This is a genomic window from Halopenitus salinus, assembly GCF_042662125.1.
Classification (GTDB): domain Archaea; phylum Halobacteriota; class Halobacteria; order Halobacteriales; family Haloferacaceae; genus Halopenitus; species Halopenitus salinus.
In genome coordinates this window covers 177169-191035 of sequence record NZ_JBHSXL010000003.1, presented here as the reverse complement: position 1 = coordinate 191035, position 13867 = coordinate 177169, and the positions used below count along the sequence as shown (strand labels likewise).

General features: G+C 66.4%; 18 protein-coding genes. 9 read left to right on the top strand and 9 right to left on the bottom strand.

Going from position 1 to position 13867, the window contains the following annotated elements; translation table 11 throughout:
• Positions 1-87: 87 nt before the first annotated feature.
• The 6 genes from ACFQE9_RS03725 to ACFQE9_RS03700 all read left to right on the top strand — a co-directional run bounded on the left by ACFQE9_RS03725 (position 88) and on the right by ACFQE9_RS03700 (position 6080).
• Positions 88-1797, top strand: coding sequence for a GTPBP1 family GTP-binding protein (locus ACFQE9_RS03725; RefSeq protein WP_379740519.1), 1710 nt, complete (start codon positions 88-90; stop codon positions 1795-1797).
• Positions 1798-1902: 105 nt separating this feature from the next.
• Positions 1903-2472 carry a magnesium transporter gene (locus ACFQE9_RS03720; RefSeq protein ID WP_379740516.1) on the top strand — a complete coding sequence of 190 codons (570 nt, stop codon included), beginning with the start codon at positions 1903-1905 and terminating at the stop codon, positions 2470-2472.
• Positions 2472-3050, top strand: a complete 579-nt coding sequence (locus tag ACFQE9_RS03715; protein ID WP_379740513.1) for a magnesium transporter — start codon at positions 2472-2474, stop codon at positions 3048-3050. The genes ACFQE9_RS03720 and ACFQE9_RS03715 overlap by 1 nt, the downstream gene beginning before the upstream one ends.
• A 104-nt stretch (positions 3051-3154) precedes the next feature.
• On the top strand, positions 3155-4822 hold the full coding sequence (locus ACFQE9_RS03710) for a CTP synthase (RefSeq protein ID WP_379740510.1): 1668 nt from the start codon (positions 3155-3157) through the stop codon (positions 4820-4822).
• Positions 4822-5739, top strand: a complete 918-nt coding sequence (gene guaA, locus ACFQE9_RS03705) for a glutamine-hydrolyzing GMP synthase (protein WP_379740507.1) — start codon at positions 4822-4824, stop codon at positions 5737-5739. The genes ACFQE9_RS03710 and guaA overlap by 1 nt, the downstream gene beginning before the upstream one ends.
• On the top strand, positions 5739-6080 hold the full coding sequence (locus ACFQE9_RS03700; RefSeq protein WP_379740504.1) for a DUF7126 family protein: 342 nt from the start codon (positions 5739-5741) through the stop codon (positions 6078-6080). The genes guaA and ACFQE9_RS03700 overlap by 1 nt, the downstream gene beginning before the upstream one ends.
• A 102-nt stretch (positions 6081-6182) precedes the next feature.
• On the opposite strand, the gene ACFQE9_RS03695 is transcribed toward ACFQE9_RS03700, so the two are convergent.
• From ACFQE9_RS03695 to ACFQE9_RS03655, 9 genes are all read right to left on the bottom strand, one after another.
• A complete protein-coding gene (locus tag ACFQE9_RS03695; protein ID WP_379740501.1) occupies positions 6183-6779 on the bottom strand; it encodes a GTP-dependent dephospho-CoA kinase family protein in 597 nt (198 codons plus the stop codon).
• Between the two features lie 33 nt (positions 6780-6812).
• The gene (gene spt4, locus ACFQE9_RS03690; protein WP_379740498.1) at positions 6813-7010 is read right to left on the bottom strand and encodes a transcription elongation factor subunit Spt4; all 198 of its coding nucleotides are present in this window, start codon (positions 7008-7010) and stop codon (positions 6813-6815) included.
• Positions 7010-7594, bottom strand: coding sequence for a DNA-directed RNA polymerase (locus tag ACFQE9_RS03685; protein WP_379740495.1), 585 nt, complete (start codon positions 7592-7594; stop codon positions 7010-7012). The genes spt4 and ACFQE9_RS03685 overlap by 1 nt, the downstream gene beginning before the upstream one ends.
• Positions 7595-7601: 7 nt before the next feature.
• Positions 7602-8045, bottom strand: a complete 444-nt coding sequence (locus ACFQE9_RS03680; RefSeq protein WP_379741326.1) for a twitching motility protein PilT — start codon at positions 8043-8045, stop codon at positions 7602-7604.
• Positions 8046-8184: 139 nt separating this feature from the next.
• Positions 8185-9408 carry a translation initiation factor IF-2 subunit gamma gene (locus tag ACFQE9_RS03675; RefSeq protein ID WP_379740492.1) on the bottom strand — a complete coding sequence of 408 codons (1224 nt, stop codon included), beginning with the start codon at positions 9406-9408 and terminating at the stop codon, positions 8185-8187.
• Positions 9409-9613: 205 nt separating this feature from the next.
• Positions 9614-10096: a DUF5809 family protein gene (locus ACFQE9_RS03670; protein WP_379740488.1), complete on the bottom strand. Its 483-nt coding sequence runs from the start codon at positions 10094-10096 to the stop codon at positions 9614-9616.
• A gap of 104 nt (positions 10097-10200) precedes the next feature.
• Positions 10201-10701, bottom strand: coding sequence for a DUF5810 domain-containing protein (locus tag ACFQE9_RS03665; protein WP_379740485.1), 501 nt, complete (start codon positions 10699-10701; stop codon positions 10201-10203).
• Positions 10702-10772: 71 nt separating this feature from the next.
• Entirely contained in the window at positions 10773-11027 is a 255-nt protein-coding gene (locus ACFQE9_RS03660) for a DUF2250 domain-containing protein (RefSeq protein WP_379740482.1), read from the bottom strand.
• Positions 11028-11118: 91 nt separating this feature from the next.
• Positions 11119-11673 (bottom strand): metal-dependent hydrolase, encoded by a 555-nt coding sequence (locus ACFQE9_RS03655; protein WP_379740479.1) that lies wholly within the window; start codon positions 11671-11673, stop codon positions 11119-11121.
• Positions 11674-12146: 473 nt separating this feature from the next.
• On the opposite strand from ACFQE9_RS03655, the gene ACFQE9_RS03650 reads away from it, so the two are divergent.
• The 3 genes from ACFQE9_RS03650 to ACFQE9_RS03640 all read left to right on the top strand — a co-directional run bounded on the left by ACFQE9_RS03650 (position 12147) and on the right by ACFQE9_RS03640 (position 13644).
• Positions 12147-12416 (top strand): DUF8103 family protein, encoded by a 270-nt coding sequence (locus tag ACFQE9_RS03650; protein ID WP_379740476.1) that lies wholly within the window; start codon positions 12147-12149, stop codon positions 12414-12416.
• Positions 12413-13027 (top strand): DUF7504 family protein, encoded by a 615-nt coding sequence (locus ACFQE9_RS03645; protein WP_379740473.1) that lies wholly within the window; start codon positions 12413-12415, stop codon positions 13025-13027. The genes ACFQE9_RS03650 and ACFQE9_RS03645 overlap by 4 nt, the downstream gene beginning before the upstream one ends.
• A 326-nt stretch (positions 13028-13353) precedes the next feature.
• Positions 13354-13644 (top strand): ArsR family transcriptional regulator, encoded by a 291-nt coding sequence (locus ACFQE9_RS03640; RefSeq protein WP_379740470.1) that lies wholly within the window; start codon positions 13354-13356, stop codon positions 13642-13644.
• Positions 13645-13867 lie beyond the last annotated feature (223 nt).

Here is a 13867-nt window from a genome sequence, read left to right as displayed (position 1 = left end):
GCGTCTGTGACGGAACCCGACGTCTCCCGTGAGATGGGTAGACACACCACGAAAACGCTTAAACGCCGATACGACCTACGGGGGGACATGAGCGCGGACCGGTCTGTCCTCAGACAGGCCATAGAGCGCGGCGAACGCGACGGTGGCGCGATCGAGTTCAAGGAACGACTCACCCGCGAGGTGCACCTGGCGGACGGCCGAAAGGAGTCGCTCGCCGCACAGCTTCGCCACCGGGTCCTCTCCGGCGACGGCGAGGCCACCTACGTCGTCGGGGTCACCGACGACGGCGGGATCGCCGGCATCCCGCCGGAACGGTTCTCGGAGACGATGGACGTCCTCTCGCTTCTGGCCGAGGAGGCCGACGCCCACATCCACGACGTCGAGACCTGGGGCGTCACGGCCGACGAGACCGCGGACGACCGCCGATCGGTCGAGACGGCAGGCGGCGATCCGGGTGCGGTCCATCGCGACGACGGAGACGATCGCGGACTCGTGGGGATCGCGACGATCCGGGAGGGGTCCGTCCTCGAGACCGACGACGCACACGTCGTGGTCGGCACGGCCGGCCACGTCGACCACGGCAAGTCGACGCTCGTCGGGTCGCTCGTCACCGGGCAGGCGGACGACGGCCAGGGCGGGACGCGGGGGTTCCTCGACGTCCAGCCCCACGAGATCGAACGCGGCCTCTCCGCGGATCTCTCGTATGCCGTCTACGGGTTCGACGACGGCGACCCGGTCCGCATGGACAACCCCCACCGCAAACAGGACCGGGCGCGGATCGTCGAGGAGGCCGACCGGCTGGTCTCGTTCGTGGACACGGTCGGCCACGAGCCGTGGCTGCGGACGACGATCCGCGGGCTCGTCGGCCAGCGGATCGATTACGGGCTGCTCGTCGTGGCCGCCGACGACGGTCCGACGCGGACGACCCGCGAGCACCTCGGGATCCTGTTGGCCACCGAGCTCCCGACGATCGTCGCGGTGACGAAGACCGACCTCGTCTCCGAGGAGCGCATAGAGGAGGTCTCACGCGAGATCGAATCGCTGCTTCGCGACGTGGATCGGACGCCCCTGTCGGTCGAGCGGCACGGCGTGGCGACCGCCATCGACGAGATCGGCGAGTCGGTGGTGCCGATCGTTCGAACGAGCGCGGTGAGCGGCGACGGGCTCGGGGACCTCGACACCCTCTTCGCGTCGCTCCCGAAGCGGTCGACCCCGGACCGCGAGGAGTTCCGGATGTACGTGGATCGGTCCTACGACGTCAAGGGCGTCGGCGCGGTCGCCTCCGGAACCGTCAACTCCGGCGCCGTCGAGACGGGCGACGAGCTGCTCGTGGGGCCGATGGCCGACGGCTCGTTCCGGGAGGTGGAGGTGCGCTCGATCGAGATGCACTACCACCGGGTCGACCGCGCGACGGCGGGACGGATCGTGGGGATCGCCCTGAAGGGGATCCCGGAATCGTCGCTCGAGCGCGGGATGGTGCTTCTCCCGCGAACGGCCGATCCGGAGCCGGTCCGGGAGTTCGAGGCCGAGGTCGTGGTCCTCAACCACCCGACGCGCATCCAGTCCGGCTACGAACCGGTCGTTCACCTCGAGACCGCGAGCGAGGCGGCCGAGTTCACCCCCGAGGACGGCCGGCTGCTTCCGGGCGACACCGGTCGCACGCGCGTGCGGTTCAAGTTCCGACCGTACCTCGTCGAGGAGGGACAGCGGTTCGTCTTCCGTGAGGGATCGAGCAAGGGCGTCGGAACCGTCACGGGCGTCGGCGCCGGCTCGGATCCCGCTCCGGCGGACGACTGATCCGACCCGCACCTCCGGCCGGACGGTCGAACGACGGACGCGGACCGCCGCACGGCTTTCGGACGCAGTAGGTACCTTTAACTTCGAATTCGAACACGACCATCCATGGACGTCCGCGAGGAGTTCGCATCCATCTATCGGGAGTCGCTCCCGGTCCTCCTCGTCGCGCTCTGTGGCGGGCTCTTCTCCGGGGTCATCCTCGAGGAGCTGCTCGCGAGCATCGAGCGGTTTCCGGGACTGTTGGTCATGGTTCCGGTGTTTCTCGCCACCCGCGGAAACGTCTACGGGGCCCTCGGCGGACGGATCTCGAGCGGGCTCCACCAGGGGCTCATCGAGCCGCGACTCGAGTGGAACGACCGGCTCGCCCACGCGGTCGTCGCCTCCTTCGTGAACGCGATCGGCATCTCCGTCGTGATCGCCGTCATCTCCTGGGTCGCGCTGGTACTGCTCGGTCGGGAGGCCGCACACCCGCTCGAGTTCCTGGCGATCATGCTCATCTCCGGCGTGTTGACCTCCGTCGTGTTGATCTTCGGCCTGCTCTCGCTTCTGTTCGTCGGCTATACCCGAGGACACGACCCGGACAACCTCGTGGGACCGATCGTCACCACGCTCGGGGACGTCTTCGGGATGGCGTTCCTGCTCGTCGCGGTCGGCGTCGTGGAGGTGGTCGGCTGATGGCGGCCTCGACCGGAACGCTCGGATCGTGGTCGGCCCGCCGGATCGTGGGGAACATGTTCCCGCTTCTCGTCGCGCTCTCGGTCATCGTGTTGTGGGCCGGGATCACCCTCGAGGACGCGGAGGAGCTGCTCGGCGAGTACGGCGCGCTCGCGGTGATGGTCCCGGTGATGGTGGGCATGGGCGGCAACCTCGGGGCCATCCTCAGTTCGCGGCTCACGACGAGGCTCCACCTCGGGACGACCGAGTTCGATCCGCGGGATCGACACCTGTGGGCCACGGTGACGGCCATCCTCGCGCTGGCGGCGACGGTCTTCGCCACGCTCGCGGTCGTCGTCTGGCTCGTCGGCCTGTACACCGGGAGCGGTCTGCCGCTTTCCACGCTGCTTTTCATCTCGCTTTCGAGCGGCCTGTCGGTCGCGGTCATCGCCGTCTGTTTCGCCGTCGCCGCCACCTACGGGTCCTACCGTCTCGGGATCGACCCGGACGACACGACGATTCCGATCGTGACGAACGTCGTCGACGTCTTCGGGATGCTCATCTTCCTCGGGATCGCGAGATGGACGCTCGGAGGCTGAACGGGGACGTCGGGGGCTGAACGAGGGCGACCCAACGCGTGTGAGGACCTCGCAGTCGTCGTCGGTCCCGAAACCGTTTAGGCGAACGCTCGCGCACGGTCGGTATGCCGACGGATCCCGACACGGGGTATGACCCCTCGCTTGGCCGGAAGTTCGTATTCGTCACCGGAGGTGTCATGTCCGGGCTGGGGAAGGGAATCACCGCCGCCAGCACCGGCCGACTCCTCTCGAACGCGGGGTTCGACGTGACCGCCGTGAAGATCGATCCCTATCTGAACGTCGACGCCGGAACGATGAACCCCTACGAGCACGGCGAGGTGTACGTGCTCAAAGACGGGGGCGAAGTCGATCTGGACCTGGGGAACTACGAGCGGTTCCTCGGTGTCGACATGACCTTCGATCACAACGTCACGACGGGCAAGACCTACAAACACGTCATCGAGAACGAGCGCGCCGGCGACTACCTGGGCAAGACGGTCCAGATCATCCCGCACATCACAGACGACATCAAACGCCGGATCCGCGAGGCGGCGGAGGGGACCGACGTCTGTATCGTCGAGATCGGTGGAACCGTCGGGGACATCGAGTCGATGCCGTTCCTCGAGGCGCTCCGGCAGTTCTCCCAGGAGGAGGACGACGAGGACGTCCTCTTCACCCACGTCACGCTCGTTCCCTACTCGAAGAACGGCGAACAGAAGACGAAGCCCACCCAGCACTCGGTCAAGGAGCTTCGGTCGATCGGCCTCCAGCCCGACGTTCTGGTCGGACGGTGTGAGGACCCCCTCGATCCCGAGGTCAAAGAGAAGATCGCGCTGTTCTGTGACGTTCCCACCGAGGCCGTCTTCTCGAACCCCGACGTCGAGGACGTCTACCACGTCCCCCTGATGGTCGAGGACGAGGGGCTCGACGAGTACGTGATGTCCCGACTCGACATCGACGACGAGGCCCTCCCGAAGCCCGAACGCTCGACGCGGTGGCGCGAGCTCGTCACCCGGGATCGAGACGAGGAGATCGACGTCGCGCTCGTCGGGAAGTACGCGCTCGAGGACGCCTACATGTCGATCCACGAGGCGCTCAAACACGCCGGGATCCACACGGAGACGGAGGTGAACGTGCTGTGGGTCGACGCCGACGAGATGGCCGAAGAACACGAACAACGGCTCGCGGAGGCCGACGGCATCGTCGTTCCGGGCGGGTTCGGATCCCGCGGGACGGACGGCAAGATCGAGGCGATCCGCTATGCACGCCGAAACGACGTCCCCTTCCTCGGGCTCTGTCTCGGCTTCCAGCTGGCGGTCGTCGAGCACGCGCGCAACGTCCTCGGGCTCGAGGCGGCCCACTCGGCCGAACTCGACCCCGACACGCCCCACCCGGTCATCGACCTGTTGCCCGAGCAGTACGAGACCGAGGACATGGGCGGCACGATGCGCCTCGGCGCCCACGAGACGGCGATCGACCCCGGAACGCTCGCCTACGACATCTACGGGGACGACTCCTGTACCGAACGTCACCGCCATCGCTACGAGGTGAACCCCGAGTACATCGATCGACTGGAGTCCGACGACCTGCGCTTTTCGGGACGCGCGGACAACCGCATGGAGATCCTCGAACGCGAGGACCACCCGTTCTTCCTCGGGACCCAGTACCACCCCGAGTTCCGGTCGCGGCCGGACAGGGCGAGCCCGCCGTTCGTGGCGTTCGTCGAGCGCGTACTCGAGGAGGCCCGCGGGGAGCCGGACGGACCGCAGGCCGACGAGGGGGTGACCGCATAATGGTCGACACCGACGAGTTCATCGAGGAGGCGGTGGCGCGGATCGACGACCAGATCGGCGACTCGAACGCGGTCATCGCCCTCTCTGGCGGCGTCGACTCCTCGGTCGCGGCGGCGCTCGCTTACGAGGCGGTCGGGGACCAGCTCACGCCGGTCTACGTCGACACCGGGTTGATGCGCAAGGGGGAGACCGAGGAGATCCGCGAGACGTTCTCGTTCATGGAGTCGCTTCGGGTGATCGAGGCGGCCGACCGCTACTTCGATCGGCTGGCGGGCGTCACCGACCCCGAGGAGAAACGCGAAGTCATCGGCGATCAGTTCATCCGCGAGTTCGAACGCGAGGCGCGTGACGTCGACGCCGACGTCCTCGTCCAGGGGACGATCTACCCCGACCGTATCGAAAGCGAGGGCGGGATCAAGTCCCACCACAACGTCGGCGGGCTGCCGGAGATCATCGACTTCGAGACGATCGTCGAGCCGGTCCGCGACCTCTACAAGGACGAGGTCCGCGAGGTCGCCCGCGCGCTCGGGCTCGAGGAGATCATCTCGGAGCGAATGCCCTTCCCCGGCCCCGGACTCGCCGTCCGGGTGATCGGCGAGGTCACCCCGGAGAAGGCGGACGTCGCCCGCGAGGCGTGTCACGTGGTCGAGGACGAACTCGAGGAGTACGACCCCTGGCAGGCGTTCGCCGCCGTGATCGGCAAGGGTACCGGCGTGAAGGGGGACAACCGCGTCCACGGCTGGATCGTCGCCGTCCGCTCCGTCGAGAGCCGCGACGGGATGACCGCGAGGGCCCAGGAGATCGACTGGAGCACCCTCCAGCGCATCCAGAGCCGCATCACCGGAGAGAACGACGACGTCGCCCGCGTGGTCTACGACGTGACCCACAAGCCGCCGGCGACGATCGAGTACGAGTGATGGTGGTGGTTGTCCCCCGCGTGGTTCTCGCGGGTCCGGACGAACACGACCTCGAGTCGGCCTTCGAGGATCGCGGCGCGGAGGTCAAACGCATCCGAGGCGTCGTTTCGGCGGACACGCTGCGGGACGCCGGCATCGAGACCGCAGAACTCCTCGTGATCACGGACGTCGAGGAGGCGACCGGGATCGCGGTGGCCAAGGAGCTGAACCCCGAGTTGAAGGCGGTCGCCTACGTCGACCGGTCGCTACCGGAGTTCCTCTCAGGGATCGCCGACCTCGCGGTCGATCCGGACCTGATGGAACCGGACGTGGTGGCGACGGAGCTACTGTCTCGAAAGTAGTCCATAGCCACTGTCTCGAACGTAGCCCGTGGCCACTGTCTCGAACGTAGCCCGTGGCCGCCGTCTCGAACGTGGTCGGATCGTCCGCGGCGAACCGGGTCGTCACTCGTTTTCCGACGATCCCGAGTCCACGCCCAGTATCTCGAAGGCCCGCTCGACGTCGCCCTCGAACTGGCCCAGCAGCTCGCGGGCATCGCGTTGGGTCGTCTCCGTGACCGGCGCGTGGACCATCCCCTCTCCGGGCTGGCCGTAGACGACGCTCGAGCCGAGCGGCGCCGCCGCGAGGGCCGGAAGCGCCGCCAGGTCCTCCTCGCCGTCGACCTCGATGACGGTCGGATCCGGATCCTCGATGGCCTCCATCAGGGCGGCGAGCAGCTCGCGGGAGAGCTCGCCGGGCGGGTTCTCGACCGCGATCCGGCGATCGTCGCTCGCCGCGAGCGCTCGAGCGATCTCCGCGTCGACAGCCTCCCGCTCCGTTCGGCCGTCGACGAGGGCGACGTCCGGGTTTCGCCCCGCGTTCATGAGGTGGTAGGTGACGACGTCGCCGACGGCGACGAGCGGGGCAGCCGCTCCTCGCTTTCCGTCGGCGTAGATCGCACGCGTCTCCGCAATGCGTTCTAAGAGATCGTCGGCGTCGGTCGTCACCGGACCCAGCGGCTCCTTGAACGCGTCTCGAAGCTCCCTGGGAAGTCGTAGCATCGGGGTGGATCCGTCCCGTGGACGTCCGGAACGCTATCTGACCTTCAACGCGTAGGAGCCGGGCTCCGTGACGTTCATCTCCTCGGCGATCTGGCTGTCCTCGGGGTGGGTGATGATTACGTAGCCCGCCCAGTCCTCGGTCAGCGAGGAGGAGCCACAGAGCGCACACGTCTGGGAGTCGGGATCGTTGACGTAGTGACACTCCCGACACGCGAGGCGGTCCTCGGCCATCAGTCCTCCTCCACGACGCCTTCACCCTGCTGTTCGCGGCGTCGACGCTCGGACTCGAGCCACTCGTGTTTGCCGAGCCCCGGCTGTTTGGCGGTGAGGCCGATCTTCGAGTCGCGCGGGTTGCGCTCGTCGATGCTCTTCGTGACGATCCGGACGCGAACGGCGTCGTCGACGCCGAGCGTCTTGTCCGAATCCGAGGAGGCCAGCTGCTGGTTGGCCCCGTCGAAGTTGAGGTACTCGTCCGTGATCTGGGAGACGTGCAAGAGCCCATCGACCGGCCCGATCCCGACGAAGGCGCCGAACTCGACCGTCTCGACGACGGTGCCGTCGACGACCTCCTGCATCCCGGGATCGTAGGTGAGCGCGTCGAACTCGACCTCGTAGTAGACGCCGGGGCGGTTCGGCAACACCGCCCCGTCGCCGATGTCGTGAACGTCGATGACGCTCACGACGCTGCCGACGTCCTCGTCCATTCGTCCCTCCAGTTTGTCCTGCAACAGGGCCTTCACCCGCGTCTCGGACACGTCCGCCAGGTGTTTCGGCGGCACTTCGACCGTATCTGTGAGTCGTACTCGCTTGTACATGCGTGCGCTATGGTTCCGTTATCGCCAGTGCGTTCTGACCCCTTAAACCGATTACTGGTACGTCCCGCGCCAGGATCCGGTCTCTGAGGGGTCGATCGTTCGTCGCGACGTACGTGACCGCGCCCCGTTCCGCGAGCGCGACCAGCACGTCGTCGGCGTATTCGTTCGCCGAACCGCCCGATTCCTCCGTCGTCCGTCTCATCTCCTCCGCCTCCATCCTCGTCTGCGTCGTCTCTCCGGTCCCCGTCGTGGAACTCGTGTCGTCGACCTCGATCGGGTCGGCCCGTCGGGCCAGGTCGGCGCCGACGGCCGCGGCGGTCGCCTCGGTTCCGCTCCCGTCCGCGAGGCGATCGAGCTCGGAGCGTACCGCCGCCGGGACGACCGTTCGGTGGGTTCCGAGAAGCCGATCGAGCTCCTCGAAGAGGCGAACGTTCGCCTCGACCGGCGCCATCAGCACGCTCGTGTCCAACGCGACGATCGGGGCGTCCGGATCGTCGGCGGCGGTTCGGTTCTCGGTCACCGTCTCGTCCCTCCCGATCTCGTCCGTCACGATCCGGTCGCTCGCGTTCCGTCTCGAGATCCCCGACACGCTACTTCAACGTCCCCACGCCGATGAGCCGCCAACGTGCGCCGACACGGCGGTTGATCGCGATCTGCGCGCCAGCCTCGGCACAGACGGGGCGTTTGAGGTTCACTTCGCACTCCCCCTCGCGGGCGCTCGTGACCGCGCCGACCGTGGTGGCGGTGCCGACGGTGAGCATCAGCGGCTCGCCGGTGGAGATCTCCTCGATCTCGCCCTCGCCGACGATCCGGTCGAGGAGGTCGACGTCCATCTCGAAGGCCTCGCGGGTCGGCGGCAGGGTTCCGGGCTCGCCCGCGACCTGTCCCGCGAGCGCGTCGCCCTTGGTGAGGCTCGGATCGAGTCCGGTTCCGACGCCCAACAGCCCGCCGGGACGGGCGGTCTCGACCTGCTCGCCGCCGGCCTGTAGCGACCGGATCGAGGTGGTGAGCGGCTGCCACTCCGTGCGGCCCTCCTCGTCGATCTCGAGGCCGGGACGGATCTCGAGGTCGTCGCCCACCTCGAGTTCCCCCTCGACGAGCGAGCCGCCGACGACGCCGCCCTGGAGGTCCTCGAAGGTCGCGCCGGGCCGATTGATGTCGAACGAACGCGCCGCGAACATCCGCGCGGACGCGTCGGGATCGCGGTCGGGGGTCGGGATCTCCTCCTCGATCGCCTGGATGAGGAGGTCGAGGTTGACCTCCTGTTGGGCCGAGACGGGGACGATCGGCGCGTCCTCCGCGACGGTCCCCTCGACGAACTCGCGGATCTGCTCGTGGTTTTCGACCGCCCGATCGCGGTCGACCAGATCCACCTTGTTCTGGGCGATGACGATGTCGTCGATCCCGATGATGTCGAGCGCCATCAGGTGTTCTTCGGTCTGTGCCTGCGGAACGTCCTCGGTGGCGCTCACGACGAGCACGGCGCCGTCCATGATCGAGGCGCCCGAGAGCATCGTCGCCATCAGCGTCTCGTGGCCTGGAGCGTCGACGAACGACACCGTTCGGCGGACGTCGCTTTCGCCGCCGTCCGGACACTCCTCCTCGACGGTGTACCGCTGCGGCTCCTCGAGCCCCGGGCATTCGCGGAACGTGGCGTCCGCGTAGCCGAGCCTGATGGAGATGCCGCGTTTCATCTCCTCTGAGTGCTGGTCCGTCCACGAGCCCGACAACGCCTGGACGAGCGTCGTCTTCCCGTGGTCGACGTGGCCGACGAGTCCGATGTTCACCTCCGGTTGTGTGTGGTCTTTTGTCACCGTAAGCCTCCTTTGGGAGTAATCTTGTGCGGAATTGGCTCCGTGCGAGTGATAAAGTTGCTGTTCTCCGGACGAACGGCGCCCGGACGTGGGTCGCCGTCGAGGATCTGTCGGGCATCCGTCGGAACCGAGATACAGCCGTCACGTCGGGCAGTTTCGCCGCACGTTCACCCCGCGGAATCGACGACGCTACCAATCGACGACGCTACCGTTCGTCGGTGGACGCGTCCGCGGACACATCGGCGGGCGCATCCCCGCCCGATCGGAGCCGATCGTGATAGATCCGTCCGAACGCGTTCCGCCGAAGGGTCCCGATCGCGGCCTCCTCCTCCTCGTGGAAGCTGGCGGCGATCACGGTCCCCGCGAACGGAGCGGCGTGCCAGACGATCCGGTCGACGTGCTCGGAGCCCAGCAGCTCGACGTCGGAATCGTCGTACGTCTCGGACGTCTCGAGCCACTCCTCGAAGGTCGGGCGGTCCGCCACCCGCACCTCCAGCATCGAGGCGAAGATGGCGTCGCGGGCGGTCTCGACCACCTCGCCGGTGACCCGGTCGGCGTACTCGTCGGCGTCGAAGGACATCGCCTTCGCCGTCTCGCGGACGACCACCTTCGCGGCCGGCCCGGTCTCGACGTACTGCTCGCGTGCTTCCGCCATCGTCTCCGGCGCGAACGCTCCCCGAGTGTCCATGCGCGTTCGTAGACGCGAGGTTCGGAAGGGCGTTCCGCTTGCGTCCGGACGACGAAGCGATCGGATCGCGGTGATCCGGTCGGCAATCCGGTGGCGATCGGGAATTAATTCGATCCGTCGCAGTCGTCCATGTCGGCGTCCCCGCCCGAGTCCGGATCCGTATCGCCATCCGAACCCGTATGGTCGTCCGAATACATCCGTCGCGTCAGCTCGCGGGCCTCCTCGATGATCGCCTCCGTCTCGGCGTCCGGAGCTGACGTCGTGGTGGTGCTTGCGCCGTCGGCGGCGTCGGCGGCGTTGGGAGCACCGCTTGCGTGCTCGAGATTTCGACCGCGGCTCGACGCGTCGGCCCCCCCGACGTCCGGCCGCCCCCGGTCGTGACCGTGGACGGTGTCCTCGAACACCTCGTGGTACTCGGCCGCCTCGGCGTGTTCGGTCACGTCCGCGGCCAGTTCCGCGGGCTCGCGATCGGTCCATCCGGGAGCGTGCTCCGCGAGCCACTCCTCGTGATCGCCGCCGTGTAACATCGCCGTGAACGCGAGGTGGTGTGCCAGGTGTTCGCCGTCCCGTTGGGGCACCTCACAGACCGGACACGCGTATCCCATCGGGGGACACTCGGGGTGTCGGGGACTTCAACCCGTCGCAGAAGCTCGATCGAAGCGCCCGTCGCCGAGGATCACTCCGAGACGGGGGTCGCGTCGCTGGCGTGGTACCGCTCGCTTCCCCGTTCGGTCGCCCGGTAGACCACCTCGTCGCTGACCGGCTCGACGAGCCCCGTCTCCGCGAGCGTCTCGAGGCGCCGTTCGACGTGGGCCACGTGCAGTCCGGTGTTTCCCGCGATCAGGGCCGGATAGTCCGCGCCGGACTCGAGGAGGTACCTGAGAACCCTCTCGTCGGTCCGATCGAGGTCTCGACACCGGCTGGCAGCCATATCGTGTTACACGTTACCATACCTTAAATACCTATTGGTGGATTAAACTCCCGATCGGCGCGAGAGGTCCGGTAACGGAGCCGTCCCCTCCCTACTCGACGATCGGCTCGATGTACCGCGGGACGCGCTTTCTGATGAGCCCGTAGACGACCGCGACGATCAAGGCGATCGCGACCGCGAGGCGGACGCCCCCGTCGAAGAGGAACGCGCCCGGGATCGCAAGCACGAACGAGAGCGCCACGTCTTCCGGAGCGCCGTCGTATCTGATGATCCGTCGCGGCGGGATCCACCGTCGCTCGACGTGGTGGTACACGCCGAGATCGGAGGTTGCCTCCCAGGGGGTGAGCTCCCGGGCGCCGCCGAGCGCGTCGGCGACGGAGTGGACCGCGGCGGCGAGCAGACACATCGCGATCGCGACCGTGGCCGCGGTCGGAACGAGCGCGGCCAGGCCGACCGCCGGAATCGTGGGGATCCAGTAGAAAAGCGGGTAGTGAAGCGTCCGCCGGTGCTCGCCGACGAAGAGATCGAGGTCGGGGAGGATGCCGCCCGCAATTCCCGCGAGCGCGCCCGTCGCCGCCAGCTCCGGGGCGAGGACGAGCAGCGGGAGGGCCAACACGGGCCCGAGGACGACGTGGGTGGGGGCCATCATCCGTGATCGATCGGCGGTAATCGATCGACGGTATTCACTCCTGCGGTGATGGGGCGTCGTGGCGAGCGAACGGTAATTCGCTCACGGCTACCGCGACTCCCGTCGTATCTCGGTCTATCGGAGTCGAAATCGGGACGATCGATGACTTGATGGCCCATCTCTCGAGGAAGACGGATAATTCCGATACCAGTGAGAACCCAACAAATGGGTGTGGTTCAGTAACGTTCTTAATAGTATGTACTATCGGTATGATCCGGTGTGGGAGAGATGTATCCGGGAGTGATGTCGGTTCGATCCGTGTCAGATGAAACGTCGCCGGCACATCCGCGGTCATCGTCGAATGATGATGGGAGGGGTGGCCGCTCTGTGAGGTTCCAAACGGAACAACGCGACGAGAGCATCGTGATGTTACCGCGCCGACGCTCGAACGAATCGTGGGGAAGCGCATTCGAACGATCCGGAGGGGGCTTGTGAGTCCCGACGAACCCTCCGAGATCGACTGGACCGTAGTGAAGGCGATCATCGACGCCCAGTCGCACGCGAACACGAGCCTCGAGCAGTACCTCCTCTATGTCACTCACGACGAGTTCGATCTGAACCACGAGGAGATCGAGACGTGTCTCGAGGACGCGATTCACGGTCACGAACGCGCCATCGACGATCTCCGAACGGCCAAGGCGACGCTCAACGGAGAGGACTGCGAGGACTACGAGGCTCGTGAAACTCCCGAGGATCGATGAATCCGGATTCCGGGGCTCGATCGCCCCCCGATCCGCCACTCGATCCCGATCCAGGCACGAACGTGCTCGTCCTCGATCGTTCGACGGGAGCAGCGGAGCCGCCGTTCCAGTTCCCGGACGCCCCCGTCTTGGATCCATCTGAGAGTCACGTGCTGTTGATCTCCCTCACGCGATCGGCGAAGTCCTGCCTCGAGACGTGGGATCGACAGGTCGGAGCGGACCCAGCCGAGGGCGTGATACTGTGCGCGTTGCCGAACGGGAGCGACGTCGACCTCCCTCGATCCGCGTTCTCGGCCGCGTTCGTGAACTCTCCAGGCGCGTTGACGCCGCTCGGGATCCGCATCACGGAACGCGTGGACGAGTGGGCCGAACGGGGGCGTCCGATCGACGTCCAGTTCGAGTCGATATCGACGCTGCTGCAGTACGTGGACATCGAGTCCGCATATCGATTCCTCTCGCAGCTGACTGGGCGCTGTACCGCTGCGAACGCGATCGCTCGATATCGTCTGACTCCTGCAGCTCACGACGAGGAGACGGTCGAAGCGTTATCCGGTTTGTTCGACGTCGTGATCGATCGTGACGCGGATGGGTGGTCTCGCCGATCACGATGACACGGTCGCGTATCGGTTCCGAAACGTGAGAGAATAGACACGCCACAGCCCGCCACAAGAGATGGTTGAGGGTTGCCTCGATTGGACGGTCGAGACCACGAACGGGTGCTGGTCGATCTCACGGAGGAACGGGAGCGGATTCAAGATGAACCGTGAGCGGATTTCCGGATGGTCGCGGTACGGTCTGCTCGAGGATGGTCGTTCGTCTCGGATTCATCGGGTCGGGTGTCGAAACGAAAAACGATCGTCGAAAATTCCTCTCAGATCGTCTATAATCCGAACGATGATCAAAAAGGACTTTATATTCGTATGTGGTACCCCGCATAATGCGGATTACGGTTCCGACCGATTTCGACATCCTCGAGGCCCTCTCGGATGGTCGGCGGAACAACGCGGCGAACCTCGCGTACGTTCTCGACCGAAACCGTTCGTACATCAACACCCGGCTCCCGGTGTTGGCGGATTACGGCCTCCTCAAACGCATCGGACCGGCCCCGAACAGCGGACTCTACGTGATCACGGAGAAGGGACGCGTCGTCGCGGAGAATCGGGAAGCCTACGAGTGTGACGAGACTGACTTCGACGAGCTGATCGAACGCGAACTGCAGGCACGGTAGATCGGCTCCGTATCTCCTCCGTCGGTGTTCGTTCGTCGACGAGCAATGCCGATACCGTTCGGAAGTGTCGAATCCTGGATGTAAGTCCGGAGGGCGGTTCGATCTAGGCTCGTCACTACGCTCTCAGAAACGATCCCCGTATTCGACATCGTGTGTCCGCACGCTTTCGGGTCCCGACCCATCTCTCCTGCTCCCAAATTTTTATACTACGCTGGTAGATACC

Bases quoted from the DNA above. Each gene is read 5' to 3' on its own strand.
- ACFQE9_RS03725 (WP_379740519.1), top strand. From the start codon at position 88: ATGAGCGCGGACCGGTCTGTCCTCAGACAGGCCATAGAGCGCGGCGAA.
- ACFQE9_RS03720 (WP_379740516.1), top strand. From the start codon at position 1,903: ATGGACGTCCGCGAGGAGTTCGCATCCATCTATCGGGAGTCGCTCCCG.
- ACFQE9_RS03715 (WP_379740513.1), top strand. From the start codon at position 2,472: ATGGCGGCCTCGACCGGAACGCTCGGATCGTGGTCGGCCCGCCGGATC.
- ACFQE9_RS03710 (WP_379740510.1), top strand. From the start codon at position 3,155: ATGCCGACGGATCCCGACACGGGGTATGACCCCTCGCTTGGCCGGAAG.
- guaA (WP_379740507.1), top strand. From the start codon at position 4,822: ATGGTCGACACCGACGAGTTCATCGAGGAGGCGGTGGCGCGGATCGAC.
- ACFQE9_RS03700 (WP_379740504.1), top strand. From the start codon at position 5,739: ATGGTGGTGGTTGTCCCCCGCGTGGTTCTCGCGGGTCCGGACGAACAC.
- ACFQE9_RS03695 (WP_379740501.1), bottom strand. From the start codon at position 6,779: ATGCTACGACTTCCCAGGGAGCTTCGAGACGCGTTCAAGGAGCCGCTG.
- spt4 (WP_379740498.1), bottom strand. From the start codon at position 7,010: ATGGCCGAGGACCGCCTCGCGTGTCGGGAGTGTCACTACGTCAACGAT.
- ACFQE9_RS03685 (WP_379740495.1), bottom strand. From the start codon at position 7,594: ATGTACAAGCGAGTACGACTCACAGATACGGTCGAAGTGCCGCCGAAA.
- ACFQE9_RS03680 (WP_379741326.1), bottom strand. From the start codon at position 8,045: ATGGCGCCGGTCGAGGCGAACGTTCGCCTCTTCGAGGAGCTCGATCGG.
- ACFQE9_RS03670 (WP_379740488.1), bottom strand. From the start codon at position 10,096: ATGGACACTCGGGGAGCGTTCGCGCCGGAGACGATGGCGGAAGCACGC.
- ACFQE9_RS03665 (WP_379740485.1), bottom strand. From the start codon at position 10,701: ATGGGATACGCGTGTCCGGTCTGTGAGGTGCCCCAACGGGACGGCGAA.
- ACFQE9_RS03660 (WP_379740482.1), bottom strand. From the start codon at position 11,027: ATGGCTGCCAGCCGGTGTCGAGACCTCGATCGGACCGACGAGAGGGTT.
- ACFQE9_RS03655 (WP_379740479.1), bottom strand. From the start codon at position 11,673: ATGGCCCCCACCCACGTCGTCCTCGGGCCCGTGTTGGCCCTCCCGCTG.
- ACFQE9_RS03645 (WP_379740473.1), top strand. From the start codon at position 12,413: ATGAATCCGGATTCCGGGGCTCGATCGCCCCCCGATCCGCCACTCGAT.
- ACFQE9_RS03640 (WP_379740470.1), top strand. From the start codon at position 13,354: ATGCGGATTACGGTTCCGACCGATTTCGACATCCTCGAGGCCCTCTCG.